General features: G+C 72.6%; 23 protein-coding genes. 9 read left to right on the forward strand and 14 right to left on the reverse strand.

All coding sequences use genetic code 11. From position 1 onward, the window contains the following. Positions 1-280: 280 nt before the first annotated feature. The 4 genes from AC0IY1_RS13270 to AC0IY1_RS13285 all read right to left on the reverse strand — a co-directional run bounded on the left by AC0IY1_RS13270 (position 281) and on the right by AC0IY1_RS13285 (position 5,964). Positions 281-3,442: an efflux RND transporter permease subunit gene (locus AC0IY1_RS13270; RefSeq protein WP_471770109.1), complete on the reverse strand. Its 3,162-nt coding sequence runs from the start codon at positions 3,440-3,442 to the stop codon at positions 281-283. Beyond that, positions 3,432-4,511 (reverse strand): efflux RND transporter periplasmic adaptor subunit, encoded by a 1,080-nt coding sequence (locus AC0IY1_RS13275; RefSeq protein WP_471770111.1) that lies wholly within the window; start codon positions 4,509-4,511, stop codon positions 3,432-3,434. Before AC0IY1_RS13275 ends, AC0IY1_RS13270 begins: the two co-directional genes overlap by 11 nt. A 267-nt stretch (positions 4,512-4,778) precedes the next feature. Then, entirely contained in the window at positions 4,779-5,390 is a 612-nt protein-coding gene (locus AC0IY1_RS13280; RefSeq protein ID WP_103709407.1) for a flavin reductase family protein, read from the reverse strand. A gap of 10 nt (positions 5,391-5,400) precedes the next feature. Continuing rightward, the gene (locus AC0IY1_RS13285) at positions 5,401-5,964 is read right to left on the reverse strand and encodes a nitroreductase family protein (RefSeq protein WP_055950954.1); all 564 of its coding nucleotides are present in this window, start codon (positions 5,962-5,964) and stop codon (positions 5,401-5,403) included. A 190-nt stretch (positions 5,965-6,154) separates the two neighbouring features. Between AC0IY1_RS13285 and AC0IY1_RS13290 the strand changes: the two genes are divergently transcribed. Next, on the forward strand, positions 6,155-7,096 hold the full coding sequence (locus AC0IY1_RS13290; protein ID WP_055950952.1) for a hypothetical protein: 942 nt from the start codon (positions 6,155-6,157) through the stop codon (positions 7,094-7,096). Positions 7,097-7,205: 109 nt separating this feature from the next. Here AC0IY1_RS13290 and thrS read toward each other — a convergent pair whose 3' ends face one another. Next, positions 7,206-9,233 (reverse strand): threonine--tRNA ligase, encoded by a 2,028-nt coding sequence (gene thrS, locus AC0IY1_RS13295; protein ID WP_103709405.1) that lies wholly within the window; start codon positions 9,231-9,233, stop codon positions 7,206-7,208. Positions 9,234-9,618: 385 nt separating this feature from the next. On the opposite strand from thrS, the gene AC0IY1_RS13300 reads away from it, so the two are divergent. After that, a complete protein-coding gene (locus tag AC0IY1_RS13300) occupies positions 9,619-11,010 on the forward strand; it encodes a 2-hydroxycarboxylate transporter family protein (RefSeq protein WP_471770112.1) in 1,392 nt (463 codons plus the stop codon). Here the strand turns inward: AC0IY1_RS13300 and yidD are convergent. After that, complete coding sequence (gene yidD, locus AC0IY1_RS13305) at positions 11,007-11,396, reverse strand: membrane protein insertion efficiency factor YidD (protein WP_471770227.1); 390 nt, start codon at positions 11,394-11,396, stop codon at positions 11,007-11,009. The genes AC0IY1_RS13300 and yidD overlap by 4 nt on opposite strands. A 4-nt stretch (positions 11,397-11,400) precedes the next feature. After that, positions 11,401-11,844: an iron-sulfur cluster assembly scaffold protein gene (locus AC0IY1_RS13310; RefSeq protein WP_055950948.1), complete on the reverse strand. Its 444-nt coding sequence runs from the start codon at positions 11,842-11,844 to the stop codon at positions 11,401-11,403. A 304-nt stretch (positions 11,845-12,148) separates the two neighbouring features. Here AC0IY1_RS13310 and folE point away from each other — a divergent pair, with 304 nt between their 5' ends. The 3 genes from folE (at position 12,149) to AC0IY1_RS13325 (ending at position 14,630) form a co-directional block, all read left to right on the forward strand. Next, entirely contained in the window at positions 12,149-13,000 is an 852-nt protein-coding gene (gene folE, locus AC0IY1_RS13315; protein ID WP_103709402.1) for a GTP cyclohydrolase I FolE, read from the forward strand. A gap of 28 nt (positions 13,001-13,028) precedes the next feature. Continuing rightward, the gene (gene hisI, locus AC0IY1_RS13320; RefSeq protein WP_055950944.1) at positions 13,029-13,445 is read left to right on the forward strand and encodes a phosphoribosyl-AMP cyclohydrolase; all 417 of its coding nucleotides are present in this window, start codon (positions 13,029-13,031) and stop codon (positions 13,443-13,445) included. Between the two features lie 126 nt (positions 13,446-13,571). Next, positions 13,572-14,630, forward strand: a complete 1,059-nt coding sequence (locus tag AC0IY1_RS13325; RefSeq protein WP_471770228.1) for a patatin-like phospholipase family protein — start codon at positions 13,572-13,574, stop codon at positions 14,628-14,630. Between the two features lie 19 nt (positions 14,631-14,649). On the opposite strand, the gene AC0IY1_RS13330 is transcribed toward AC0IY1_RS13325, so the two are convergent. Continuing rightward, entirely contained in the window at positions 14,650-15,081 is a 432-nt protein-coding gene (locus AC0IY1_RS13330) for a CBS domain-containing protein (RefSeq protein ID WP_055950943.1), read from the reverse strand. A 185-nt stretch (positions 15,082-15,266) separates the two neighbouring features. Continuing rightward, positions 15,267-16,082, reverse strand: coding sequence for a rhomboid family intramembrane serine protease (locus tag AC0IY1_RS13335; RefSeq protein ID WP_471770113.1), 816 nt, complete (start codon positions 16,080-16,082; stop codon positions 15,267-15,269). Between the two features lie 381 nt (positions 16,083-16,463). Here AC0IY1_RS13335 and AC0IY1_RS13340 point away from each other — a divergent pair, with 381 nt between their 5' ends. Then, the gene (locus AC0IY1_RS13340; protein ID WP_055950939.1) at positions 16,464-17,072 is read left to right on the forward strand and encodes a PAS domain-containing protein; all 609 of its coding nucleotides are present in this window, start codon (positions 16,464-16,466) and stop codon (positions 17,070-17,072) included. Between the two features lie 74 nt (positions 17,073-17,146). Then, a complete protein-coding gene (locus AC0IY1_RS13345; protein WP_055950937.1) occupies positions 17,147-17,773 on the forward strand; it encodes a PilZ domain-containing protein in 627 nt (208 codons plus the stop codon). Between the two features lie 18 nt (positions 17,774-17,791). Here the strand turns inward: AC0IY1_RS13345 and AC0IY1_RS13350 are convergent, their stop codons facing one another. Then, the gene (locus tag AC0IY1_RS13350; protein WP_055950935.1) at positions 17,792-19,069 is read right to left on the reverse strand and encodes a deoxyguanosinetriphosphate triphosphohydrolase; all 1,278 of its coding nucleotides are present in this window, start codon (positions 19,067-19,069) and stop codon (positions 17,792-17,794) included. A 189-nt stretch (positions 19,070-19,258) separates the two neighbouring features. Between AC0IY1_RS13350 and erpA the strand changes: the two genes are divergently transcribed. Both erpA and AC0IY1_RS13360 read left to right on the forward strand, forming a co-directional pair. After that, positions 19,259-19,585: an iron-sulfur cluster insertion protein ErpA gene (gene erpA, locus AC0IY1_RS13355; RefSeq protein ID WP_471770114.1), complete on the forward strand. Its 327-nt coding sequence runs from the start codon at positions 19,259-19,261 to the stop codon at positions 19,583-19,585. A gap of 136 nt (positions 19,586-19,721) precedes the next feature. Next, positions 19,722-21,581 (forward strand): hypothetical protein, encoded by a 1,860-nt coding sequence (locus tag AC0IY1_RS13360; RefSeq protein WP_471770116.1) that lies wholly within the window; start codon positions 19,722-19,724, stop codon positions 21,579-21,581. Positions 21,582-21,618: 37 nt separating this feature from the next. Here AC0IY1_RS13360 and cuyB read toward each other — a convergent pair whose 3' ends face one another. From cuyB to AC0IY1_RS13380, 4 genes are all read right to left on the reverse strand, one after another. Further along, positions 21,619-22,347 carry a cysteate racemase gene (gene cuyB / locus AC0IY1_RS13365; RefSeq protein ID WP_471770118.1) on the reverse strand — a complete coding sequence of 243 codons (729 nt, stop codon included), beginning with the start codon at positions 22,345-22,347 and terminating at the stop codon, positions 21,619-21,621. A 171-nt stretch (positions 22,348-22,518) separates the two neighbouring features. After that, the gene (locus tag AC0IY1_RS13370; RefSeq protein ID WP_055950930.1) at positions 22,519-23,415 is read right to left on the reverse strand and encodes a LysR family transcriptional regulator; all 897 of its coding nucleotides are present in this window, start codon (positions 23,413-23,415) and stop codon (positions 22,519-22,521) included. Between the two features lie 94 nt (positions 23,416-23,509). Beyond that, entirely contained in the window at positions 23,510-24,661 is a 1,152-nt protein-coding gene (rnd, locus tag AC0IY1_RS13375) for a ribonuclease D (RefSeq protein ID WP_055950928.1), read from the reverse strand. A gap of 80 nt (positions 24,662-24,741) precedes the next feature. Continuing rightward, the gene (locus AC0IY1_RS13380) at positions 24,742-25,191 is read right to left on the reverse strand and encodes a hypothetical protein (RefSeq protein ID WP_471770120.1); all 450 of its coding nucleotides are present in this window, start codon (positions 25,189-25,191) and stop codon (positions 24,742-24,744) included. Positions 25,192-25,322: the final 131 nt, after the last annotated feature.

The following is a 25,322-nucleotide window of genomic DNA, read 5'->3' on the forward strand; positions in this document are numbered from 1 at the left end:
GCCGTTGCGCGCCGGAGAACTGGCAACGGCGTGAATCGGCCGTGTGGAGATTGCATGAATACGGGGTGTCGGGAATGGGTGAACCCTTCGTAGCCTGAGGCCCCTGCCCCGGTCCGGCGGGTTCTAGTTCCATAATATATCTTATGCGAACGCCGTTCCCGGGCCCGAACCAGGGTCTGATGACGGGTCTGGGACGACCATCCGGCCGCCGTCCGGGCCGGGATCCGGCCCTCCTGGTCGACGCCACCGCGCCGTCCGGGTCGCGCGGGGCGAGGGCGTTTCAGGCCACCGGTTCGAGCGCCCTGCCCTGCGGCGTGCCGAAGCGCGCGAAGCGCAGGGCCAGGGTCGGCAGGATCAGGAGGTTGAGCACCGTCGAGGTGGCGAGGCCGCCGAGGATCACGATGGCCATCGGACCCTCGATCTCGCGGCCGGGCTCGCCGGCCCCGAGGGCGAGGGGCAGGAGGCCGAGGCCGGTGACCAGGGAGGTCATCAGGATCGGCACCATGCGGTCGGCGGCCCCGAGCACCGCGGTGTCCCGGTTCCAGGCCTGCCCCTCCTCCACCACGAGGTGCTCGTAATGGGCGATCATCATGATGGTGTTGCGCAGGGAGATCCCGAACAGGGTCACGAAGCCGACGATCGAGCCCAGCGACAGCACGGCGCCGGTGGCGAAGACCGCCAGCACGCCGCCCACGAAGGCGAAGGGCAGGTTGACCAGGACCAGCATGAGGTTGCGCAGGCTCCCCGTCACGATGGCCAGCAGCAGCACGATGCCGAGGCCGGCCAGCCCCGAATAGACCAGGAGGTCGCGCCGGGCCCGGGCCTGCGCCTCGGCCGAGCCGGCGAAGCCCACATAGGTGCCGGGGGGCAGGGCGACCTCGCGGGCGATCTTGCGCTTGGCATCGGCCACGAAGCCGGCGATGTCGCGGCCGGTCACGTTGGCGGTGACCGCCTGGACCCGCTGCGCGCCCTCGTGCTGGACCTGGTAGCGGCCGGAGGTCTCGTAGATGTCCGCGACCTGCGCGAGGCGCACCACCCGGCCGCCGGAGCCGCGCAGGGGCAGGTCGCTCAGGGCGGAGAGCCGGCCCCGCGTGGCGGAATCGAGGATGACCAGGACGTTGAACACCGCGTTGCCCGCATAGGTCTGGCCGACGATGTCGCCCTGGTAGGCGGTGCGCACCACCTCCATCACCTCGATGGCCGAGAGGCCCCAGTGGCGCAGGTCGTTGGGCCGCAGGCCCACATTGACCTGGGGCAAGCCCGCGGGGGAGCTCTGCTGGATGTCCGCCGCGCCCCGCACCTCGGCGAGCTCGCGGGCGATGTCCCGGGCGGCCGTCTCGATGGCGCCGAGGTCGGTGCCGAAGACGTTGACCACCACCGGCGCGGTGAAGCCCGACACGGTCTCCTCGATGCGCTCGGTGAGGAAGGTCTTGAGGGAGAAGGCGGCCCCGGGGAAGCCCGCCATCACGGCCCGGATCCGGGCCTCCGCCGCCCCCTGCCCCGCCCCGTCGAGGCCGGGCTCCAGGTCGATGTGGATCTCGCTGTAATGGGTGCCGGCGGTGTCCTGGCCGGCCTCGGCCCGGCCGATCTGCGAGGCGACCGCCCGAATGCCGGGAATCTCCTTGAGGGCGGCGGTGATGCGGGTGCCCAGGCGCATGGATTCCTGCAGCGCGGTGCCGGGCGCGGCCGCCATGTGCAGGATCAGGTGGCCCTCCTTGAGGTCGGGCAGGAAGGTCGAGCCGAAGAACGGCACCACGGCGGCCCCCAGGAGGGTGACGAGGAGGCCGCAGGCCATGACCAGGCGCGGGGCACGGTCGATCCGGGTCAGCAGGCTCGCGTAGTGGCGGCGCGCGGCGCGCATCACCGGCGGGTCCAGGGTCGAGGCCTCGCGCCGGTTCGTCAGCAGCCACATCGCCAGGGCAGGGGTCACCGTGAGGGCGACGGCGAGCGAGGCCACCACGGCGAGGATGTAGGCGAGGCTCAGGGGGCCGAACAGCCGGCCGGCGATGCCCGACAGGGCGAGGACGGGGAGGAACACCAGCAGCACCGCGATGGTGGCGTAGGCGACCGCCGTGCGCACCTCCAGGATGGCGTCGAGGACCACCCTCCCCTCGGGCCGAGGGCCGCCGAGGCGGCGGTTCTCGCGCAGGCGCCGGACCACGTTCTCGACGCCGATCACCGCGTCGTCCACCACCTCGCCGATGGCGATGGCGAGCCCCCCCAGCGTCATGGTGTTGAGGCTCTCGCCCAGCGCCTGGAGCGCCACCACGGCGGCGATGAGCGAGAGCGGGATGGCGAGCGCCGAGATCACGGCGGTGCGCCAGTCGTACAGGAAGACGAACAGCACCACGACCACCAGGATGCCGCCGAGCCCGAGGGCCTGCAGCACGTTGCCGTTGGCGATGGCGATGAAGTTGGCCGGGCGGAACAGGTCGGCGTGCAGGGTCACGCCCTCGCGCTCCAGGGCCGGGCGCAGGTCCTCCAGGGCCGCCTCGACCCGGGCGGTGACCGCGCGGGTGTTGGCGCCGTACTGGGCGCCGACCATGAGGAGGACGCCGGGCCGGCCGTCCACCAGGGCGGCGCCGATCGCCGGCTCGCCGGTGGCGACCACGGTGGCGACGTCCGCCAGGGTCACGCTGGCCCCGCCCTCGTTGATCAGCACCGTGCGCGAGACCGCCTCGGGGCTGAGCGACTGGCCGTCGGTCTGCAGGGCGATGCGCTGGTTGGCGGTGTCGACGAAGCCGGCGCCGCGCACGCCGGTGGCCTTGCGCGCGGCGGCCAGCACGTCGTTGACGCCGATGTTGAAGCGCACGAGGTCGTTGGGGCGGATCTGCACCTGCAGCGAGCGCACCGCGCCGCCATAGACCGAGACCTGGGCGATCCCCGGCACGGCCAGGAGGCGCAGGCGCACGGTCCAGTCCGCCAGGGTGCGCAGGTCCATGTCCGAGCGGGTCTGCGTGGTCAGGCCGACGAGCAGCACCGTGCTGGTGGCGGAGGTCAGGGCCGTCATCGCCGGCGGCAGGACGCCCTGGGGCAGGCGGCCGGCCAGGGCCGTCAGCCGCTCGGTGACGAGCTGGCGCACCCGGTAGATGTCGCTGCCCGCCCCAAAGGTGACGGTGATCACCGACAGGCCCTGGATCGAGCTCGAGCGCAGGGAGACCACCCCCGGCAGGCCGTTGACCGCGACCTCCACGGGCTGCGTCACCAGCACCTCGACCTGCTCCGGGTTGAGGCCGGGGGCCTCGGTCTGGATCACCACGGCGGGGGGCGCGAATTCCGGGAAGACGTCGTACTGGGCGTCCGCCAGCACGACGAAGCCGTAGGCGGCGAGCGCCAGGCTGAGCGCCAGGACGATGCCGCGGAAGCGGACCGCGAAGGCGACCAGGGCCGCCTGCGGGCCGCGACCGCCCGGCCCTTCGGGCCCCCCCGCCTCAATCGTCATCGACGCCGCCCGAGACCTGGAGCTGGCTCTTCATCTCCTCGGAGAGGAGCGCCTGCGCCCCCGAGAGCACGATCTCGGTGCCGCCCGGCAGATCCTCCACCACGAAGGCGTCGGCCGACATCGGCGGGTCGGCCTTCAGCCGGTGGCGGGCGAAGGCGTCGGCCCCCACCGCCCGGTAGATCCAGGCCGCCCCCTGCCAGTGCACCACCGCGTCCTCGGGCACGCTGAGGCCGGTGACGCTGCGGTCGGCCGCCAGGAAGGCCAGCATGCTCATGCCGGGCAGGAAGCCGCTGTCGCCCGGCACGGTGTAGAAGAAGCTCAGGCCCTGGATCCGCGGATCCGTGCGGGTGGCGGGCGAGACGTAGGCCAGGGCGACCCGGGCGCTCTGGGGCGGCACCTCGGCGAAGGCTGCCGCCGGCGGGCCCTTGAGGCCCTCCCCCGGCGGCAGGGTGACCTGCACCAGGAAGTTCGTCCGCTCGATCAGCCGGGTGACGACGGCCGAGCGCTCGACGATGGCCCGGCCGATCACCGGTCCCCATTCCTGCTGGGCCGTGGCCGAGAGGGTGCGCACCTGGGATTCCGCCGCCGCCAGGGCGGCCTGGTCGGTCTGGGCGGTGCCCTCGGCGGTCTCGACCTGCACCGTGGTGGCGTATGGCCCGAGCGACTTCGCCCGCTGCAGGGCGCTGCGCGAGACCTCGGCGCGGGCCTGGGCGGTCTGGAGGGCGGCCCGGGCACTGGCATAGGCGTTGGTCAGGTCGGTGACCCGGGCGAGGTCCAGGACGCTGCCATAGGCCTGCAGCTCCTCCCGGTGGTCGGCCAGGGGCCGGGCCTCGGTCGTGATGCCGATGCGGGCGCGCTCGGCGGCCGAGAGGCGCACCACGGTGCGGCCCTCCTCGACGGCGGTGCGCTGCGCCGGCAGGTGCGCGGGCTTCGCCGGCCCGGGGCGGGCCTGGAGGGCCTCGACATGCGCGCGCAGCTCGCCCAGGAGGCGGGCGCCCGGGGGCGAGACGGCAAGGCCGCCGAGGCCGGCCACCAGCACGCCGGCCAGGAGGAGGGATCGCCACGTCACCGGATGTCTCGCCCTCCCCTGGTCCGCGGTCGTGTCGCCGCCGTGTTCCGCCCGGCATAACGGTGTTCACCCGCAGAGGGAATCGGCCCGCCTCGCCATCCTGCTGGTGGGCGAGCCCTTCCGCGGGCACGACGCCCTGGCCCTCGCCCTCGTCATCGGGGGCATCGCCATCGCGGAGCGCCCGAGGCGGCGGCGCCGGGGCGCCCAGGGTCTGTCTCGACGGTCGTCGTTTCGGGACAACCGGTTCCCCCTTGTCCCTGACGAACGCTAGCCGCCCCCGCCCGCCGGGCGGCGCAGCTCGAACCGGGTGTCGGATTCGGCGGTGAAGTAGTCGAAGTAGCCGCCGCGCAGGATCGGCCGCATGGCGCCGGTATCGACGAGGCCGTCGCGGATGAAGCGGTCGTCGATGTAGATCGAGACCACCTGCCCGATCACCAGGAAGTGCGAGGCGTCGCTGCCGTCCAGCGGGGTGAGCGGCACGGTCTGCAGCCACTTGCACTCGAGCGCGGCCGGCGATTCGGCCACCCGGGGCGGCCGCACTTTTCGCGATGGCGCCGGGGTCAGGCCCGCATAGGCGAACTCGCTCTCCCCGCGGGGCAGGGGCGCCGAGGTGGCGTTCACCGCCTCGCGCAGGTCGTAGGTGGCGATGTTGCAGACGAACTCGCCCCCCTCCTCCGCGAAGGTCATCGCGTCCTTGCGCCCGGACGAGGAGAACATGACCATGTCGGGGCCCGCCGCCACGGCGTTGAAGTAGGAATAGGGCGCGAGGTTCACCGCGCCGTCGCGGCTCATCGCGCTGATCCAGCCGATCGGGCGCGGGGCCACCAGGGCTTTCAGCGGGTTGTGGGGCAGGCCCTTGGTCTCGGCGTCGTAATGCATGGGGTGCCCCTCAGAGCCGGGTGACGATGTCGGCGAGCGCCGGGCGGGGCCGGTCGGGCGGCACCTCCTGGGCGCGCCCGATATGGATGAAGCCCGCGAGGCGCTCGCCGGGCTCGAGGCCGAGGACGTCGAGGATGCGCGAATCGTAGGCGAACCACTCGGTGAGCCAGGCGGTGGCGTAGCCCGCGGCGTTGGCCGCCACCACGAGGTTCATCGCCACCGCGCCGGCCGACAGCACCTGCTCCCATTCGGGGATCTTGATGTGCGGGCCCGCCCGCGACACCACCGCCACCACCAGGGGCGCCAGGGCGAGGCGGTTGCGCTCCAGGTCGCGGCGGGCGGCGTCGGCCTCCGGGTGGTCGGCGGCATAGGCCGCCGCGATGGCGTCGCCGATGCGGGTGCGGGCGTCCCCCGCGATCACCAGGAAGCGCCAGGGCGCCAGCTTGCCGTGGTCCGGCACGCGCGCCGCGATGGTCAGGAGCGCGTCGAGTTCGGCCGCGTCCGGGCCCGGCCCGTCCAGGCGGAGGGGCGGGACCGAGCGGCGGGTGCGCAGGAGATCGAGGGTGGCGTTCATGGCATCCCTGGAGCAGGATCGGGCGAGAGAGGCGGGGCCGACCGGTCCTCGGGGACGGCACGGCCTTGCCGCCGCCATGGTCCGGTTCCAGAGGGCGGGCACCGGGCGCGGCGGCCGCCCGTGACATGGCGCGCCGGCGGCGGATTGGCAACGCCGGCGGGACGCCCCGGTCGGGATGGGGAGGTGCGGGATGGCGCGGGCAGGGTACGGATCGGTCTGGCTGGGCTGCGCCCTTCTCCTCGGCGGTCACCCCGGAACCGCCGCGGCGCAGGATGGCAACGCCTTCCACAACCGGATCGGGCCCAACCTCCCCTCGCCCTCCCTGTCCGCACCGTCGATGTCGGACCCCTCGGTGCCGCCGCTGCCCAGCGTGGCGAGCGCGGCCCTGACCCTGTCGGCGGTGTTCGCGGGCGGCGACAAGCCCCTGCGCTCCGGCCTCGCCTGGCGCATCTACGAGGATCGCACCGACGGCACGAAGCCCGCCATCGTGGCCCGCTCCGAGGCGGCCGACCCGAGCTTCACCCTGGCGCCGGGCGCTTACGTGGCGACCGTGACCTACGGCTTCGCCAGCGCCTCGCGCCGCGTCGTCATGGCGGGCCAGCCGGCCGCCGAGCAGCTCAAGGTCAGCGCCGGGGCGCTCAAGCTCTCGGGCGCCATCGGCGACGTGAAGCTCAGCCCCGACCAGCTCGCCTTCTCGGTCTTCGTGCCGATCGGGACGAACTCGGAGGGGCGCCTCGTGCGCAGCGGCGTCAAGGCGGGCGAGCTCCTGCGCCTGCCCGAGGGCACCTACCACGTGGTCTCGACCTATGGCGGCTCGAACGCGATCCAGCGCGCGGACCTCAAGGTGGAGAACGGCAAGGTCACGGACGCCACCCTGAACCACCGCGCCGCCACCCTGACCCTGAAGCTGGTCGCCGCGGAAGGCGCGGAGGCCTTCGCCGGCACCGCCTTCAGCGTGCTGACGCCGGGCGGCGACACCATCCGCGAGGCCATCGGGGCCTTCCCGCAGGTGACCCTGGCGGAGGGCGACTACGTCCTGATCGCCCGGCACGACGGGCAGGTCTACACCCGCGAGTTCAAGGTCGAGAGCGGCCTCAACCGCGACGTCGAGGTCATCGCCAAGGCGGGGTGAGCGGAGACCGGGTGAGTGGAGACCGGATCAGCCGGGGCCGGGTCAGCCATAGCCGAGACAGCGAAGGCACAGTGAGCCCCGCCCCGTCTCCGGGGCGGGACGCGGCCCCTCACGGCGTCGGCGCTTCGCCGTGCCGGCCGTCGAGGACGACGTCGGCGCTCGGCACGGTCTCGACCACCGAATCCGCCCGGATGCGGTCCGGCGCGGTCGCCTCCGCCACCAGGGCCGCCAGGGTCTCGTCGAGGCCGCCGGTGCGGGTCTGCTGGCTGCCGAGCCGCCGGATCGAGACCGTGCGCTCCTCGCCCTCCTTGCGGCCGACCACGAGGATCACCGGCACCTTGGCGAGGGAGTGCTCCCGGACCTTGTAGTTGATCTTCTCGTTGCGCAGATCGGACTCCACCCGCAGGCCGAGGCGGGTCGCGGCGGCGACCACCGCGCGGGCATAGGGGTCGGCATCGCCCGTGATGGTGGCGACCACCACCTGCACGGGCGCGAGCCAGAGCGGGAAATGCCCGGCGAAGTGCTCGATCAGGATCCCGGTGAAGCGCTCCAGGGAGCCGCAGATGGCGCGGTGGATCATCACCGGAGGCTTCTTGCCGCTCTCGGCATCGACGTAGAACGCGCCGAAGCGCTCCGGCAGGTTGAAGTCGACCTGGGTCGTGCCGCACTGCCAGTCGCGCCCGATGGCGTCGCGCAGCACGTACTCGAACTTCGGCCCGTAGAAGGCGCCCTCCCCCGGGTTGATCGCGGTCTTGATCCGGCCGCCGGACTGCTCCTCGATCTGGGCGAGCACCCGGGTCATGACGTCCTCGGCGTGGTCCCAGAGCGCGTCGGAGCCGACCCGCTTCTCGGGGCGGGTCGAGAGCTTCACCACGATCTCGCCGAAGCCGAAATCGGCGTAGGTGGAGAGGATCAGGTCGTTGATCTTCAGGCACTCGTCGGCGAGCTGGTCCTCGGTGCAGAAGATGTGCGCGTCGTCCTGGGTGAAGCCGCGCACCCGCATCAGGCCGTGCATGGCGCCCGAGGGCTCGTAGCGGTGGACCACGCCGAACTCGGCCATGCGCAGGGGCAGGTCGCGGTAGGATTTCAGGCCGTGCTTGAAGATCATCACGTGGCCGGGGCAGTTCATGGGCTTCAGCGCGAACCAGCGCTTGTCCTCGGCCTCGTCGCCCGCGCTCTGGGCCGCGAACATGTTCTCGCGGTACCAGCCCCAGTGGCCGGAGGTCTCCCACAGGGCCTTGTCGAGGATCTGGGGGGCGTTGACCTCCTGGTAGTCGCCGCGCAGGCGCCGGCGCATGTAGGCGATCAGCTCCTGGAACACGGTCCAGCCCTTGGCGTGCCAGAACACGACGCCCGGTCCCTCCTCCTGGAAGTGGAACAGGTCCATCTCCCGGCCGAGGCGCCGGTGGTCGCGGCGCTCGGCCTCTTCGAGGCGGTGCAGGTAGGCGTCGAGATCCTCCTTGGAGGCCCAGGCGGTGCCGTAGATGCGGGTCAGCATCGGGTTGTTGGAATCGCCGCGCCAGTAGGCGCCCGCCACCTTCATCAGCTTGAAGGCGGTGCCGACCTTGCCGGTGGAGGTCATGTGCGGGCCGCGGCAGAGGTCGAACCAGTCGCCCTGGCGGTAGACCTTGAGGTCCTCGCCGGGCGGGATCGCGTCCACGAGCTCGACCTTGTAGGCCTCGCCCTTCTCGGCGAAGAGCGCCCGGATGTCGTCCCGCTTCCAGACCTCCTTGGTGAAGGGGGCGTCGCGGGCGATGAGCTCGCGCATCTTCGCCTCGATCTTCGGGAAGTCCTCCGGGGTGAAGGGCTCGTCCCGGGCGAAGTCGTAGTAAAATCCGTTCTCGATCACCGGGCCGATGGTGACCTGCGTCCCCGGCCACAGGGCCTGCACCGCCTCCGCCAGCACGTGGGCGCAGTCGTGCCGGATCAGTTCGAGGCTGCGCGGATCGGTGCGGTCGAGGAACTCGATGCGGGCATCCCGCTCGACGAGGTCGTCGAGGTCGCGCACGGTGCCGTCGAGGGCCATGGCGACGGTGCGCTTGGCCAGGGACTTGGCGATGCCCTCGACGACCGCACGGCCGGTGATCGCGGCGTCGTAGCTGCGGGTGTTGCCGTCGGGGAAGGTCAGGATCGGCATGGCCGGGGCTCCTTGGAGGCTCACTCCTGCGTACGCGGCAGGTAAGCGGGGGCGGGTCGGGCGGGTCGTTGATCGGGGCGGCCGCGATGCGGCGCCGCGCCGGGCCGTTTAGACCCATTCGCAGCGCGAAGGAACGCGGATTCCGCGCATCCGCTCCCGGCCCCGGGGCCGCCGGTCCCGTCCCGGGTCACTGACAATCGCCAGTGATCCTCAATCACCATTGCGGCCGCGTGCGGGCCGATCAATTGACAAAGACGGCCTGCCCCGACTTCTGCTGACGGATGGCCTTCCGTTCCACACGGTCGAGACCAGCAACGAGATCCAGAAAATCAGACGAGAGCCGCCCCCCCCGGGGCAGACAGGGCTTTCGCCGGGAGACACGTTCATGCCGAGCCGCGTACCGACGGCGCACCCCGAGGGCGTCGCGATCACCACGACGGCCCACCTGCCGGGGGTCCAGACCGGAACACGATTCTGGCCGCAGGGCTGGTGGCGTCTCGTCGACATCCAGATCGGCATCATCCCGCTGCCGGTCTACCTGATCCTGGCGGCGCTGCTCTGGGTGCTGAGCGCGGAGGGCGAGATCAAGGCCGACGCGCCGACGATGATCGCCGTCCTGGTGCTGGGCGGCTTCACCTGCGCGGAGATCGGCAAGCGCCTGCCCGTCCTGCGCCAGATCGGGGCGGGGGCGATCTTCGCCACCTTCATCCCCTCGGCGCTGGTCTACTACGCGCTGATCCCGGGGCCGATCGTCAAGGCGATCACGGATTTCACCAAGTTCACCAACTTCCTCTACCTCTACATCGCGGCGATCATTGTCGGCAGCATCCTGGGCATGGACCGGGCGGTGCTGATCAAGGGCTTCCTCAAGATCTTCGTCCCCCTCGGCCTCGGCTCCCTGGCGGCGGGCTGCGTCGGCACCCTGGTGGGCACCCTGCTGGGGCTCGGGGCGCACCACACCTTCTTCTTCATCGTGGTGCCGATCATGGCCGGCGGCGTCGGCGAGGGCGCGATCCCGCTCTCCATCGGCTACGGCAACATCCTGGGGCTCCCGCAGGGCGACGTCTTCGCCCAGGTGCTGCCGCCCGTGATGCTGGGCAGCCTCACGGCGATCATCCTGGCCGGCACCCTCAACGCGGTGGGCAAGCGCAAGCCGCACCTCACCGGTGAGGGCCGCCTGCAGCCCGACACCGAGAACGACATGGAGGCGAGCGCGCCCGTGGAGACCGGACCGATCGACGCCGCCACGGTGGCGGCGGCCGGCCTCACGGCGGTGACGCTCTACCTGCTGGGCGTGATGTGCCACCACCTCACCGGCCTGCCCGCCCCCGTGGCGATGCTGTTCCTGGCGGTGCTGGCCAAGCTCGCCAGCGCGGTCTCGCCCCGGCTCCAGGCCGGCGGCTTCATCGTCTACAAGTTCGTGCAGGTGGGCATGACCTACCCGCTGCTCTTCGCCATCGGCGTCTCGCTCACGCCCTGGGACAAGCTGGTGGCGGCCTTCACGCTGCCGAACCTGATCACCATCGTGGCCACTGTCGTCACCCTGATGGCGACGGGCTACGGCGTCGGGCGCCGGCTCGGCATGTACCCGATCGAGACCGCCATCGTGAACGCCTGCCACAGCGGCCAGGGCGGCACCGGCGACGTGGCGATCCTCACCGCCGCCAACCGGATGGCGCTGATGCCCTTCGCCCAGATCGCCACCCGGATCGGCGGCGCCCTCACGGTGACGGGGACGCTGGTGTTCCTGAAGTGGATCACGGCGGCGCCGGTCTAGGCGCCGCCCCCTCCCCTGCCGGCGTCGCAGGTGCAGGACTCAGGGGAGAAAGGCTCAGGGGAGAAGGACTTTCCGGAGAAGGACTCCCCGGAGAAGGGCGAGGGCGGCGCGTTCACGCCCCGCCAGCGGCCGTAGCGCCAGGGGGTGAACCAGGCGGCCCGCGCCGGCAGGGCCTCCGGCACCAGGTCGATGCCGTGGGTGCCGAAGGGGCCGCAGCGGCAGATCCGGGCGACGCCGATCCAGCCGCCCGCCCAGAGCCCGTATCGCTGGATCGCCGCGTCCGTGTAGTGCGAGCACGAGGGCCAGTGCCGGCACTGGCGGCCGACCAGGCTCGACAGGGTGAGCTGATAGGTGCGGATCGCCCCGTGGGCGACGCGGCGGAGCAGCACGTTACGCGGCCGCCACCGCCCCGGCCTCGATCCGGTCGAGGGCGTCCACCACCGCGTCGAAGGTCAGGAGCGTCGAGGCGTGCCGGGCCTTGAAGTCGCGCACCGGCTCCAGGACCGCGAGGTCCGCCCAGGCGCCCGTGGGCGCCGGGCCGCCCTCCTTGAGCATCCGCCGCATGGCGGCGCGGACCTCGCGCAGCTCCCCGGCGCTGGTTCCGACCACGTGGCGGGCCATCAGCGAGGACGAGGCCTGGCCGAGGGCGCAGGCCTTCACCTCGTGGGCGAAATCCGTGACCGTGCCGTCCCGCACCGCGAGGTCCACCGTGACGGTGGAGCCGCAGAGTTTCGAATGCGCGGTGGCACTGGCATCCGGGGTCGCTAGGCGTCCCAGGCGTGGGATGTCGGCGGCCAGTTCGAGGATGCGACGGTTGTAGATGTCGTCGAGCATGGAATTCCGATCCCCTTGCCGTTCCGTCCACTTGCGGTTCCGTCGGCGCCACTTGCCGTTCCGCCGGGACCATTTGCCGTTCCACCGGGAGGGCCGGGCACGAAGCCGGCTTTCGATCCCGGAGATCTGATCCGCGCGGCCTGCATTGCGCGACGGCGCGATAACGACGATATAGGCCCCCACGCACCGTTTCGCGAGGAGGCGGCTCGTCGACCCGGGTCGCGCCCACGGCCAGGGTTGCGCCACGGCAGACGGCACCGTCCGGGCATCGGCCGTCCTCACCCGACGGCCCCATGGTTCGACGATGTACGCAAAGCCTGACAGCCACCCGATGACGACCCGGATCGCCCGGGCGGAAGATGCCATGGATGCCGCGCTCAAGTCCCTCTCCTACCGCCTGACCGAGACGGAGGAATCCGGGATGGAACCGACACGCCAGAACGGCGCCCTCAGCGCCATGCGCAACGACAACGCGCGCGCACCCGACGGGGCGACCTCCGTGCCTGCGCCCGCACCCGAGAGCGCCCCCGAGATCGCGCCCCTGCCCGCGTCCGCCCAGCGGGTGCCGGACGCCATCGCCACCGGCCGCCCGAGCCGCGAGGAGGCCGAGGCCGCCGTGCGCACGCTCCTGCGCTGGGCCGGCGACGACCCGAACCGCGAAGGCCTGCGCGACACTCCGGCCCGGGTGGTCAAGGCCTACGGCCAGATCTTCGGCGGCTACGGCCAGGATGCCGACGCGCTCCTCGAGCGGGTCTTCGAGGAGGTCGAGGGCTACTCGGACATCGTGCTGGTGCGCGACATCCCGTTCTACTCCCATTGCGAGCACCACATGGTGCCCTTCATGGGGCTGGCCCACATCGCCTACTACCCGACCAAGGGCGTGGTCGGCCTGTCGAAGCTCGCCCGCGTGGTCGACACCTTCGCCCGCCGCCTCCAGACCCAGGAGACCATGACGGCGCAGATCGCCGACGTGATCGAGAGCATCCTCAAGCCCCGCGGCATCGCCGTGATGGTCGAGGCCGAGCACCTCTGCATGGCCATGCGCGGGGTCCAGAAGGCCGGCGTCTCCACCATCACCACCCAGTTCCGCGGCGCCTTCCGCAACGACGCCAACGAGCAGGTCCGCTTCCTCACCCTCGTGCGCAACAAGTCCTGAGCCGGGCCGCGATGACGTCTCTCTCCCCATGACCGGCGCCTTCCCGGAGCCGGGCAGCCGGGCCGAGGTCGAGGAGGGGGCCGTCTTCACGCCCCGCTTCGACGCGAACGGCCTCGTCTCCTGCATCGCCGTCGACGCCGCCGACGGGCAGGTGCTCATGCTCGCCCACATGAACGCCGAATCCCTAGCCCGCACCCTGGAGACCGGCGAGGCCTGGTACTGGTCCCGCTCCCGCGGCGAGCTCTGGCACAAGGGCGCCACCAGCGGGCAGATCCAGCGCGTGGTCGAGATGCGGGTCGATTGCGACCAGGACGCGGTGCTGATCCGCGTCGCGGTCGGCGGCGACGGCGGCTGCTGCCATACCGGCCGGCGCGCCTGCTTCTATCGCCGCGTCGATCACGATCCGGCGACCGGCCACGCGACCCTGCGGCCCGCCGATGCCTGATCCCGGCGCGCGGCCCGTCCGTCCGGGGCGGGGCCAACCCTGCCGCGATCCCCGCGTTCCGTGTTCCTGCGTTCCGTGTTCCTGCGCCCGGTCTCTGTCGGCCCCCTCTCCCTCAACGCGGTGCCGCTGATGTGGGACGGCCTGTCCCCGGTGCGTCCCGCCCAGGCGGACATCCGCCAGGCCGCCCCCCCGCGCGCGCGCTTCCCCGCCGGGGCCGTCGAGCCCGTGGCGGCGCCCCCCGTCCCCGGCCCGCGCATCGGCCTCGCCCTCGGCGGCGGCTCGGCCCGGGGCTGGTCGCAGATCGGGGTGATCGAGGTGCTCGAGGAGGCCGGCCTCCACCCGGCCGTGGTGGCGGGCTGCTCCATCGGCGCGGTGGTGGGCGGCTGCTACGCGGCGGGCCAGCTCGGCCTGCTCAAGGCCTTCGCCCTGTCGCTGACCCGGCGCAGCGTGATGGGGCTCCTCGACCTGCGGCTCCGCTCCGGCCTGATCGCGGGCGACCGCCTGAAGCGGCGCCTGGAGCGCGACCTCGCCGACCGCCGGATCGAGGGCCTGCCGATCCGCTTCGCCAGCGTCGCCACCGACCTCGACAGCGGCGAGGAGGTCTGGCTCACCCGGGGCAGCCTCGTGGAGGCCCTGCGCGCCTCCTATGCCCTGCCGGGCATCTTCCCGCCGGTGCGCTGCGGCGGCCGGCTCCTCCTGGACGGGACCCTGGTCAACCCGGTGCCGGTGACGATCGCCCGGGCCCTGGGGGCCGACCTCGTGATCTGCGTCAATCTCAACGGCGACCCGCGCCCCGGCGTGCGGGAGGCGGCGCCCGCGCGGGTCACGGCCGAGGCGGTGCTGCCCGCCCCCCGCCGGCCCCGGCGCTGGATCCTGCGCCGGCCGGGCCCGCGCCACGCCGAGTCCGATCGCATGTCTGATCGCGAGCCCGCGCCGGCCAACGGCCTCGCCACCCCCGGCATGGCGCGGGTGATGCTCGACGCCTTCAACATCACGCAGGACCGGATCTCGCGGGCGCGCCTGGCCGGCGACCCGCCCGACATCGCCGTCGTGCCGCGCCTGGCCGGGATGGGCCTGTTCGAGTTTCACCGGGCGGCCGAGGGGATCGCCCTCGGCCGCGAGGCGGCGCGCGCCGCCCTGCCGCAGATCCGCGCCCTCGTGGCGGCGGCCGCCGCCCGGACCTGATCCGGGCCCGATCCCCGCCTCACGCCATGGTGATGTAGTCGCGCATGGCCCGGTGCTCGGCCTCGACGGCCTCGATCCGGCGCTTGACCACGTCGCCGATGGAGATGAGGCCGGCCAGCCGGCCATCCTCGAGCACGGGCACGTGGCGGAAGCGGCCCTCGGTCATGAGGTGCATGACCTCCTCGATGCTGCAGGCGCGGGTGCAGGTGGTGACCTCGGCGGTCATGTGCTCGGAGACCAGGGCGTCGAGGGCGTTGGCGCCCTTGGCGGCGAGCGCCCGCATGATGTCGCGCTCGGAGAGGATGCCGCGCACCGCCCCGTCCGCATCGCTGACGACGACGGCGCCGATGCGCTTCTCGGCCAGGAGGTGGATGGCCTCGTCGAGGGTGCGCTGGGGCTCCACCGTGACGACGGAGCGGCCCTTCTCGGCGAGGATGCGAGCAACGGTCATAGACGTGTCCTTTCCCTCAAGTCACCCCGGGGACGGGGCGGCCGGGCTTGGCCAGAACGGCAGGGTGCCCGGCTCGGTCTATGGCGATTGTGTGGCGTGCGGCCGCATATGGCAAGATCCCGCAGGATCCGTCCGCGAATATCGCAGGATAATGCATTATCCGGGGTGGCCGACCGAGCCCGCCGTCAGCGCCGGGCCCGGTCGAGCAGCGGCAGCAGGAAGAAGCCCGCGATGAAGCCGCCCAGATGGGCGTCCCAGGCCACCGAGGTCGCCTCGGCGCCCAGCGGCAGGGCGATGACGCCGAACAGGAAGTTCGTCACCAGCCAGATCGCCAGGAACACCACCGCGGTGCGGTTGCGCATCAGCTCCGGGATGGTCTGGAGCGGCGGCGAGGCCGGGCGCTGCCAGGGGGGCGCGCCGGCATAGACGGGGGGCGGCTGGAACACGAAGCGGGCCGCCGCCGCCATCAGGGCCGAGACGCCGGCCGAGGCCCCGATCAGGGGGGCGGTGCTCAGGGGATCGAGGAGGACGTGCAGGATGCCGCCCGCCACGGTGCCCACGAGGGCGATCAGGCCGTAGCGCCAGGCGCCGTAGCGGCGGGCCATCGGCGAGCCGAAGGCGGCGAGCCAGACGGTGTTGAAGATCACGTGCATCCACGAGCCGTGCAGCAGCGCGTAGGTGGCGAAGGTCCAGGGCATCGCGGCGGGGTCGGCCACCACGTAGCGGGCGAAGGCCTGCCGGGCCTCGACGACGTCGGGGTCGCCCGCCAGGGCCGTGGCGCTCCGCAGCAACGCCTCCGCCCGGGCCGGATCGATGGCCACGCTCCAGCGCCCCGGAATCAGGGCGAGGTCGATCAGGGCCGCGATGTCCCAGGTGTCCGGCAGGACGAATTCGCGCAGGGCGTGGATGCCCACGAGCACGCCGATCGACGCGGTGACCACGCCCGGCATGTTGAAGATCGGAACGCGGTTCTGCGGCGGCAGGTCGGGGCTGGCATCCATGCGGCCACCATGTCGGGGCCGCAGGCGGGGCCGCAAGCCCTGCCGCACGGGAAACAAGCCCTGCCGCACGCGAAAGAAGCCCGCGGCGCGCGAAACAAGGCCGCGGCACGCGAAAGAAGCCCCGTGGCGCGGGAACGGACCGCGCCGTCTGGGACAATCCGCCGGCACGGGGCGCGCGCAAACTTGCCGGTTGGCCAAACTTGCCGGTGGACAACCCGGGCGGCGCATTAACCTTGATGAAGGGTTAAGGGGGCGCCGCGAGGGTGGTCGGCATAAGCTCTGCGCCGAGCCTGGCACAGACTTCGGGAGCGGCCCAGAACCGTCCCGAAAGCGCCCGATTCGAGAAGGTCCGTCGCCGGACCGTGCCATTGTGGGACTCCCATGAAGCATCCGACCAGCCGCCTGCTCCACGCCTACTGGGATCGGTTGCGGAATTCCCGCGCCGCGCCGGAACGCAGCGAGATCGAGCCCGGCGAGATCCGGAACCTCCTGGCCGACAGCCTGATCCTCGAGGTCGACATGGCGCGCGGGGCGGCCACGGTCCGCCTGGCCGGGACCCATGTCTGCGCCCTGTTCGGGCGCGAGCTAAAGGGACGGGACTTCGCCGGCCTCTGGGGACGGCCCGACGCCGATCCGTGGCTCCTGATCGAGGCCGTGGCCGTCGACACCGTCGGGGCCGTGGCGGGCCTGCAGGGCCTAACGGAGCGCGACGAGACCATCGACCTCGAACTCCTGCTGCTGCCCCTGCGCCACCACGGCGAGACGCAGACCCGCATCCTCGGCGCCCTGAGCCCGACCTGCGTGCCGCACTGGCTCGGCCTGCGTCCCCTGACGCAGATGCGGACCACCTCCCTGCGCATCCTCGGCCACGAGACCGCCCCGGCCTACCGGGATGCCCGGGCGACCCTGCAGAACCTGCCCGAGCCCGCCAACGACAGTGCGCCTCTCCGCCGCGGACACCTCCTGGTCCATCCCGGCGGCCGCGCCTGACGGGAAAAGCTTTCGTAACCAGCGGCTGTTAGCCTGACCGGCAGTGAAGCCTCGAAACGAGTCGCCCTGCCCCCATGATCGAGGTCGCCGCCCGTCCGCCCGCGAGGCTGCCCCGTGACGTCCGGATCTCGGACCTGCGCCGGCACCACCGCGTCAAGGTCTCGATGCTGGGGCGCTACATGCTCGCGGACCGGCGGGAATATCCGTGCCAGACCGTCGACATGTCGCCGGGGGGCGTCCGCCTGAACTGCGCCGTCCCGGGCGAGATCGGCGAGCGGGTGGTGCTCTATCTCGAACATGTCGGCCGGATCGAGGGCACCATCGCGCGCCTGAGCCCCGGCGGCTTCGCCGTCCGCCTCAGCGCGACGCCGCGCAAGCGCGACAAGATCGCCTCGCAGCTGACCTGGCTCGCCAACCGCGAGAGCCTGGGCCTGCCCGAGGGCCGCACGCACGAGCGCCTCACACCCCTGGTCCCGGGCGTCGTCCTGCGCCTGGAGAGCGGGCGCGAGGTGCCGGCGCGCATCATCGACATCTCCATGTCGGGCGTGGCGCTGAGCACGACCAGCACCCCGGCCATCGGCATGAGCCTGATGGTCGGGCGCACCCCCGGCCGGGTGGTGCGCCACTTCGAGGGCGGCATCGGCGTGCACTTCATGCTGCCGATCTCTCCGGACCTGTTCCACGAGGGGCTGACGCTCTGAGGTCGCCCGCCCGGGCCCCTACGGATCGGTGAGGGGCAGGCTGCGGTCGCCCGGGCTCCAGTGCAGGTCCGGCGTGGTCGCGAACAGGCGCCGGTGGGCCAGGGCCGCGTAGGTGTCGGTCATGCCCGCGATGTAGTCGGCGACCCGGCGGGCGACGCGTCCCGGCTCCGCCCCGTCCAGCCCCGACGACCATTCCTCCGGCATCGCCGCGGGCTCCGCCGTGAACCGGGCGAACAGGTCGGACACGATGGTGTTGGCCTTGGCCCGCACCGCGAGCACGCCGGGATGGCGGTACATCCGGGCGAACAGGAAGGTCTTGATCGCCGCGTCCGCCTCCGCGATCGCCGCCGAGAAGGCGATGACCGGCTCCCGCGCCGCCCGGATATCGGCCACCGAGCGCGGGTTCAGCGCCGCGAGGCGCCGGGTGCTCTCGGCGATCACGTCCTCCACGAAGCGGGTGATGACGCGCCGCGCCAGCTCGTGGATCTTCCGCGAGGGCTCCAGGTCCGGGTACAGGCGCTCGATCTCGTCGAGCAGGCTGCGCAGGAACGGCACCGCGGCGAGGTCGGCGAGGTCGAACAGGCCGGCGCGCAGGCCGTCGTCGAGGTCGTGGCTGTCGTAGGCGATGTCGTCGGCCAGGGCCGCGGCCTGCGCCTCGGGCCCGGCGAAGCGGGCCAGTTCCAGGTCGTTGAGGGCGTTGTATTCGAGGATCGCGGCCGGGATGCCCCGGCCGGCCCAGCGCCGGGTCGGATGCCCGTCCGGCTCCAGCAGCGGGCCGTTGTGCTTGACGAGGCCCTCCAGGGTCTCCCAGGCGAGGTTGAGCCCGTCGAAGCCGGCATAGCGCCGCTCCAGCCGGGTGACGATGCGCAGGGCCTGGGCGTTGTGGTCGAAGCCGCCATGGTCCGCCATGCAGGCATCCAGGGTGTCCTCCCCGGTATGCCCGAAGCAGGTGTGGCCGAGGTCGTGGCTGAGGGCCAGGGCCTCGGCGAGGTCCTCGTCGAGCCCCAGCGCCCGGGCGAGCGCCCGGGCGATCTGGCTCACCTCCAGGGTGTGGGTCAGCCGCGTCCGGTAATGGTCGCCCTCGTGATGCACGAAGACCTGGGTCTTGTGCTTGAGGCGCCGGAAGGCCGAGGAATGGATGATGCGGTCGCGGTCCCGCTGGAAGTCGCTGCGCGTGGGCGAGATCGCCTCCGGGATCAGGCGTCCGCGGGTGGCCGCCGGATCGGTGGCATAGGGCGCCCGCCAGCGCTCGCCGCGCCGCCGGGCCGCGCCGGGACCTGTCTCGTCCGCCTGCATCAAGTCTCGCCGCCCCACATTCGATCGACCGAGAACGGTCCGCCCGCCCCGGCCCGGTCCTCCGACGCGTTGCAGCATCGGGCCCCCAGGCATATCTTGTGTTCCCTAGCAGTTGTTCCAACGCCGCCACGCGCCACGATCGGCCGGGACGGCCGGCGGATCTCGAGAGCACCCCGCGAGAATACCCCGATGGCCGACATCACCCTGACGCCCCGCGCCGCCAAGCGCATCAACGAGATCATGGGCGCCGAGCCGCCCGGCGCCTCCCTGCGGATCAGCGTGAACGGCGGCGGCTGCTCGGGCTTCTCCTACGCCTTCGACATCGCGCGGGCCCGGGCCGACGACGACGTCGCGATCGAGCGCGACGGCGCCACCGTCCTGGTCGACCCGATGTCGCTGGAATACATGAGCGGCTCGACCATCGACTTCGTGAACGACCTGATCGGGCAATCCTTCAAGATCGAGAACCCCCAGGCCACCGCCTCCTGTGGCTGCGGAACCTCGTTCTCGCTGTGAATGCGGCGCGGCCCCCGCGGGGGCCCGCCCCCGCGATTGCCTCCCGCGTGAAACTGCGGCACGGATGGGCCCTCTCCCCGACGCCTCCGGGCCTTTCCCCTGAAAGCGCCTCTTCGCCAGCGATCCGGATAAGCCCATGACCTGCTCGAAAGGCCGCCCCCTCCTCGCGTGGGCGACCGGTGCCTCGGCCTGTGTCCTCGTCCTCCTCGGCGCGGGGGGCGCCGTGCAGCCCGGTGCGGCGCAGGCCCAGGAGGCCGCCTCGGCGGTCCAGGACGTCACCCTACAGGACGTGACCCTGACCTTCGGCGACACGGTGCTGAAGGCCCCGCGCCTCACCGCCAGCGGCACCCGTCTCTCGAAGGACGAACTCACCGCCCTGCTCAAGCCCGGCCCGGGCGAATCCTGGGCCTCCCGCCTCGTGCGCCTCGACGCCGCGAGCCTGGCGATGCCCGAATTGCGGGTGGAGCGCACCGGCACCGCCGGAGCGACGCCGGTGGTCACCTACCGCGACGTGGTGGCCCGCGACGTTCGGGCCGGGCGCGCCGCCGAGGTCACCGCCGCCGGGGCCTCGATCCTCCTGGAGGGCGGCCCCCAGAAGGGCACCGGTACCTATGGCCGGATGCAGGCGACCGATCTCGACATGACCGTGCTCGCCCGCCTCTACGGCGAGCCGGGCGACGGCAAGAGCGCCCTGCAGCGGATCTACGCCACCTTCGCGGTCGACGACGTCGCCTACGTGGATGCCCGCGGCACCGCCGTGAAGATCGCCCGGATCGAGGGGCGCGACCTCAGCGGCCGCCAGATCCCGGCGACCTGGACGGGGGCGATCCAGGCCTTCACGGCCGTCGACTACGAGCGGCTGGCCCCGCCCGAGCGCACGCGCCTGATGAGCCTCGGGGCCGACCTCGCCGAGGCCGTTTCCGTCGGCTCCCTGGAGGCCACCGGCCTCAGCGTCCAGGAGGCCAAGCCCCGGGACGCCTTCAGCCTCGGCATCGCCCGCCTCGGGCTGACCGGCGCAGGCCTCCTCCTGGAAGACATCAGCTTCGCGGGCGTCGACGGCGCCAAGGCGCGCCTCGCCCGGCTCTCCCTCGACGGCTTTTCCCTCGGCCCGACGGTCGCGGCCCTGCGCAAGCTCGCTGCCCTGACCACGCCGCCCTCGGATGCCGAGCTGCGCCTGCTGACCCCGGCCCTCGGCACCCTGGCCCTGAAGGATCTCAGCCTCGACCTGCCGCCCGAGGCGAAGGCGCCCCGCGACCCGGCCGAGAAGATGCTGACCGACAAGGCATTGGCCGACAGGACGGCGCCCGCCCCGACCCAGGTCGGCCTTCATGTCGGCCTGCGCGACGGCTCGATGAACTTCGCGCCCCCGCGCGACGGGGTGCCGACGGCCGGGCGCCTCAGCCTGTCGGGCCTCACCCTGCCGGCCTCGGCGGTGGCGGGGGTGCCGGGCCTCGGCTCCCTCGGCCTCTACGGCTACAACGACCTCGACCTCGCCCTGGTGGCCGACACCTCCTGGGACGAGACCGCCCGCGAGCTCAAGCTCGGCGAGGTCTCGGTCTCCGGCAAGGACATGGGCAGCCTGCGCATCAAGGGCATGATCGGCGGCATCGGCCCGGAGGTCTTCAACCCGGACGTGGCGGTGTCGAGCTTCGCCATGCTGTCGGCCACCGCCAAGGCCCTCGACCTCACGGTCGAGAATACCGGCCTGTTCGACCGCTTCATCGCCGCGCAGTCGAAGGTGCTCAGCCTCAAGCCCGAGGAGCTGAAGCAGGAATACGTCACCGCGAGCGTGTTCGGCGTGCCCGCGATCCTCGGCAACTCGGTGGGCGCCAAGGCGATCGGCGCCGCGATGGGCCAGTTCGTGACCAAGCCCGGCAGCCTCTCGGTGAGCCTGCGGCCGAAGAACGCCGCCGGCATCGGCATGCTGGAATTCAGCGCCGCCCCGACCCCGGCCGCGTTGTTCGATCGCCTCGAGGTGAACGCCAAGGCGAATTGAGGCCGCGGCATCGCGGCAGGCGCGCCGGGCAGCAGGATCACGCCGCTTGGCGGGCCGGCGCGGCGGCCGCCACGCAGGCCCGCGCCAGGGCGTCGGTCGCGTCGAGCAGGACCGCGCTCGGCGGCCCGGCCGGATCGGTCAGGGCGAGGGGGATCTCGGTGCAGGCCATCACCACCTGCCGGCACCCCTGCGCCACCAGCGCCGCGGCCGCGGCCTCCAGCAGGGGCCGCGCCTGCGCCTCCTGCCCCGCCTTGACCAGGCGGACCGCCCGCATCACCGCCGCCTGGTCCGCGGGCACGCGGCAGGTGAAGCCGTGGCGGCCGAGATGTCGGGGATAGAGCCCGGACCGGAGGGTGCCGTCGGTGGCGAGCAGCCCCACCGGTCCGCCCGCGAGGCCCCGGCGGGCGAGCGCCGCCGCCACCGCGTCGACGATATGCAGGATCGGGACGGGCGTCAGCGCCTGGAGCGCGCCGTGCCAATGGTGGGCGGTGTTGCAGGGGATCGCGAGGCGGGTGGCGCCGGCCGCCTCGAGGCGGCGCAGGGCCAGGGTCATCGCCGGGAGCGGGTCGGGCCCCTGCCCCAGGATCGCCCGGGTCCGGTCGGGAATGTCGGCGGCCTGGGCCACCATCACGGCGAGATGGTCCTGGTCGCGGGCGGCCGGCGTCGCCTCCACGAGCTTCCGCAGGAAATCCACCGTCGCCATCGGCCCCATGCCGCCAAGGATACCCAACAGGGGCGCGCCCAGCACCTCGTTCCCCGCCATCATCCTGATCCCCGTCGCGCGTTCCGCTGACGGGATGCGCGAGGACCGGCGCGGAGGCCAATGCCGTGTCGGAACGGCCCATGCGGGTTCGGACTAACCCGCTCCTTGAGTCGTGCGGGTTCTGACGAACCCGCCCCTGGGGTCATGCGGGTCCGAAGGAACCCGCCTCTGGCGTCATGCGGGTCCGGACGGCCCCGCCTCGGCCGCGGCCCAGATCGCCGCCACGGCGGCTCGCGCCCGGGGGCCGTGGGTCGGGGCGCCGTTGCGATAGAGGCGGATCTCCAGGGGCATCGCGGGCCCGCTGGCGACGAGGCGGCCCTCGGCGAGTTCCCGGGTGACGAGGCTGCGCGGCACGAAGGCGAGGCCGTGTCCCTCGAGGGCCATGCATTTCAGGGCCTCGGCCATCGGGTTGGCGTGGACCACCGGCCCCGGCGGCAGGCCGAGCTCGGCCTGCGCGAGCGCGCTGACGCGGCCGAGGAAGGAATCCCGTCCGTAGTCGAGGCGCGGCAGCGGCCGGCCCTCCGCCCCGGCGGCGAGGTCCGGGCTCCGCACCGGAACCAGCGCGTCGGCCCCGACCACCCGGTGGGGATAGAGCGCCGGGTCGAGGGGGATCGGCACGCCCGGATGATGGAAGGTCAGGAGGAAGTCCGCGCCGCCCTCCACCAGGGCCTGCAGGCAGTCGTGGAAGTCGTCCGGCAGGAGCCGCGTCGCCACCGGTCCGGTGCGCGCGGCGAGGGTCCGGAACCAAGCCGGGAAGAACGTCAGGGCCAGGGTGTGCAGGCCGGCGATCCGCACCAGGGGCTCGGCGGCGTCGAGGCCGGCGCGCAGGTCGGCCCGGGCGCCGAGGAGCACCCGCACGCTCTCCTCGGCGGTGTCGCGGAAGCGGCGACCCTCAGGGGTCAGGGTGGTGGGGTAGGTGCTGCGGTCGACGAGGGCCACGCCGAGCCAGAGCTCCAGGGCCCGGATGCGCCGGCTGAAGGCCGATTGGGTGACGTGGCGGGCTTCCGCCGAGCGGGAGAAGCTGCGGGTCTGGGCGAGGCTGAGGAAATCCTCCAGCCACTTCAGCTCCACGGCGGCCGCCCGACCGGGCCTCCGCCGCGGGGCGTCGCGCCGGAGGGTCTCATGCCGGACTGACTCACGCCGGACTGACTCACGCCGGACTGACTCACGCCAGGTCGCGCACCACCACCCGGCCGCGCTCGGCCGAGAGGGCGAGGCGGCCGCTCTTGAGGGCCAGGGCCTTCTCGCCGAACAGCGCTCGGCGCCAGCCGTGCAGCACGGGCACGTCGGCCGCGTCGTCCTCCGCGATGGCCTCGAGGTCGTCCACGGTGGCGATGATCTTCGGGGCGACGCCCTCGGTCTCGCACACGGCCTTCAGCAGGACCTTGAGCAGCTCGACCAGCGCCCCGTTGCCGCCCCGGCTGCGGGTGCGCTCGGGCAGCGCGATGTCCGAGAGGTCGCGGGTGAAGCCCCGCTCCACCGCCGCCAGGATGTCGGTGCCCGTGCGCGAGCGCTCGAAGCCGGCGGGGATCGAGCGCAGGCGACCCAGCGCCTCGACGCTGCGCGGGGCGGAGGTCGCCACGTCGATCACCGCCTCGTCCTTGAGGATGCGCCCGCGCGGCACGTTGCGGTTCTGGGCCTCGCGCTCGCGCCAGGCGGCGACCTCCATCAGCACCGCGATCTCGCGGGGCTTGCGCATCCGCCCCGCCAGGCGGCGCCAGGCGGAGGCCGGATCGGCCCGGTAGGTTTCCGGCGAGGTGAGCACGCTCATCTCCTCGTCGAGCCACTCGCCGCGATCGGTGGAGAGGAGCTTGCCGGCCAGCACCTCGTAGACCTTCACCAGGTGGGTGACGTCCGAGAGGGCGTAGCTGAGCTGGGCGTCCGAGAGCGGCCGGCGCGACCAGTCGGTGAAGCGCGAGGACTTGTCGATCTTGGCCTTGGCCACGTCGTTGACGAGCTGCTCGTAGGAGACCGAGTCGCCGTAGCCGCAGACCATGGCGGCGACCTGGGTGTCGAAGAACGGCTGCGGCAGCAGGCCCCCGAGGAGCCAGATGATCTCCAGGTCCTGGCGGGCGGAATGAAACACCTTCACCACGCCCTCGTCGGCCATCAGGGCGAAGAACGGCGCCAGGTCGAGGTCGGGGGAGAGGGGATCGACGAGCACGCCCGTCCCGTCGGGCGCCGCCATCTGGATGAGGCAGAGCTTGGGATAGTAGGTCGTCTCGCGCATGAACTCCGTGTCGACGGTCACGAAGGGATGGGCGGACAGGCGGGTGCAGGCCTCGGCCAGGGCCGCAGTGGTGGCGATCAGATCCATAGAATCGGCTATACCGAAGGTTCTCGCCTCAGGCGAGGGACGCCGGACCCGGTCACCAGAATTCGCGCGCCCGAGGACGGTCAGGCGGCGGCGTCGCGCGGCGTATCCGACCTGCTCGCCCCGCGCCGGCGGGACGCCAGGGCCCGGATCTGGGCCGCGCGCTCCCGGCGCTGCGTCTCGGCCCGGGCGAGGAGCCAGTCGAGGATGCCGGCCTCGATCCGCGTGGCGCTGGCCGGGTCGGTGAGCCGACGGATGCGGTCGGCGCGAAAGCCGCGGTAGCCGCCACGTCCCCGGTCGATGCCGCCCAGCAGCGTCCGGCCCGGCCCGAGCTTCAGCTCGCGCGCCTCGACCCGCCGGGTGCTCCAGGCCCCGCGCGAATCCTCGTAGACGATCTCGAAGGTGCCCTCGAGGGGCAGGACGCGCCATCGGCCCTCCTGCCCCTCGCGCGCCGCGGGGGCGGGGGCGCGGGCCGGCTCGGACGCCTCCGCCGCGGCCTGCCGCAGAATATCGAAAAAAGCGTTGGAATTCATGGGACTAATATGGGAATCGCCGGGCGATTCCGGAAGAGTTTCGGGGCCATTTCCGTCGCGTTCCGGCGGACCTCGGACAGACTTCGGGCGGGCGTCCGGCCTCGCCCCCGCACCCCCGTCGCCTTGACTTC

Source organism: Methylobacterium sp. AC690, from assembly GCF_979256535.1.

Excerpts from the sequence above, each read along its gene's own strand:
- AC0IY1_RS13360 (WP_471770116.1), top strand. The coding sequence starts at position 19,722 with ATGACCTGCTCGAAAGGCCGCCCCCTCCTCGCGTGGGCGACCGGTGCC.
- folE (WP_103709402.1), top strand. The coding sequence starts at position 12,149 with ATGTACGCAAAGCCTGACAGCCACCCGATGACGACCCGGATCGCCCGG.
- AC0IY1_RS13330 (WP_055950943.1), bottom strand. The coding sequence starts at position 15,081 with ATGACCGTTGCTCGCATCCTCGCCGAGAAGGGCCGCTCCGTCGTCACG.
- AC0IY1_RS13290 (WP_055950952.1), top strand. The coding sequence starts at position 6,155 with ATGGCGCGGGCAGGGTACGGATCGGTCTGGCTGGGCTGCGCCCTTCTC.
- thrS (WP_103709405.1), bottom strand. The coding sequence starts at position 9,233 with ATGCCGATCCTGACCTTCCCCGACGGCAACACCCGCAGCTACGACGCC.
- AC0IY1_RS13345 (WP_055950937.1), top strand. The coding sequence starts at position 17,147 with ATGATCGAGGTCGCCGCCCGTCCGCCCGCGAGGCTGCCCCGTGACGTC.
- AC0IY1_RS13340 (WP_055950939.1), top strand. The coding sequence starts at position 16,464 with ATGAAGCATCCGACCAGCCGCCTGCTCCACGCCTACTGGGATCGGTTG.
- AC0IY1_RS13285 (WP_055950954.1), bottom strand. The coding sequence starts at position 5,964 with ATGAACGCCACCCTCGATCTCCTGCGCACCCGCCGCTCGGTCCCGCCC.
- rnd (WP_055950928.1), bottom strand. The coding sequence starts at position 24,661 with ATGGATCTGATCGCCACCACTGCGGCCCTGGCCGAGGCCTGCACCCGC.
- AC0IY1_RS13350 (WP_055950935.1), bottom strand. The coding sequence starts at position 19,069 with ATGCAGGCGGACGAGACAGGTCCCGGCGCGGCCCGGCGGCGCGGCGAG.
- AC0IY1_RS13310 (WP_055950948.1), bottom strand. The coding sequence starts at position 11,844 with ATGCTCGACGACATCTACAACCGTCGCATCCTCGAACTGGCCGCCGAC.
- AC0IY1_RS13300 (WP_471770112.1), top strand. The coding sequence starts at position 9,619 with ATGCCGAGCCGCGTACCGACGGCGCACCCCGAGGGCGTCGCGATCACC.
- AC0IY1_RS13335 (WP_471770113.1), bottom strand. The coding sequence starts at position 16,082 with ATGGATGCCAGCCCCGACCTGCCGCCGCAGAACCGCGTTCCGATCTTC.
- AC0IY1_RS13280 (WP_103709407.1), bottom strand. The coding sequence starts at position 5,390 with ATGCATTACGACGCCGAGACCAAGGGCCTGCCCCACAACCCGCTGAAA.
- cuyB (WP_471770118.1), bottom strand. The coding sequence starts at position 22,347 with ATGATGGCGGGGAACGAGGTGCTGGGCGCGCCCCTGTTGGGTATCCTT.
- AC0IY1_RS13270 (WP_471770109.1), bottom strand. The coding sequence starts at position 3,442 with ATGACGATTGAGGCGGGGGGGCCCGAAGGGCCGGGCGGTCGCGGCCCG.
- erpA (WP_471770114.1), top strand. The coding sequence starts at position 19,259 with ATGGCCGACATCACCCTGACGCCCCGCGCCGCCAAGCGCATCAACGAG.
- AC0IY1_RS13380 (WP_471770120.1), bottom strand. The coding sequence starts at position 25,191 with ATGAATTCCAACGCTTTTTTCGATATTCTGCGGCAGGCCGCGGCGGAG.
- hisI (WP_055950944.1), top strand. The coding sequence starts at position 13,029 with ATGACCGGCGCCTTCCCGGAGCCGGGCAGCCGGGCCGAGGTCGAGGAG.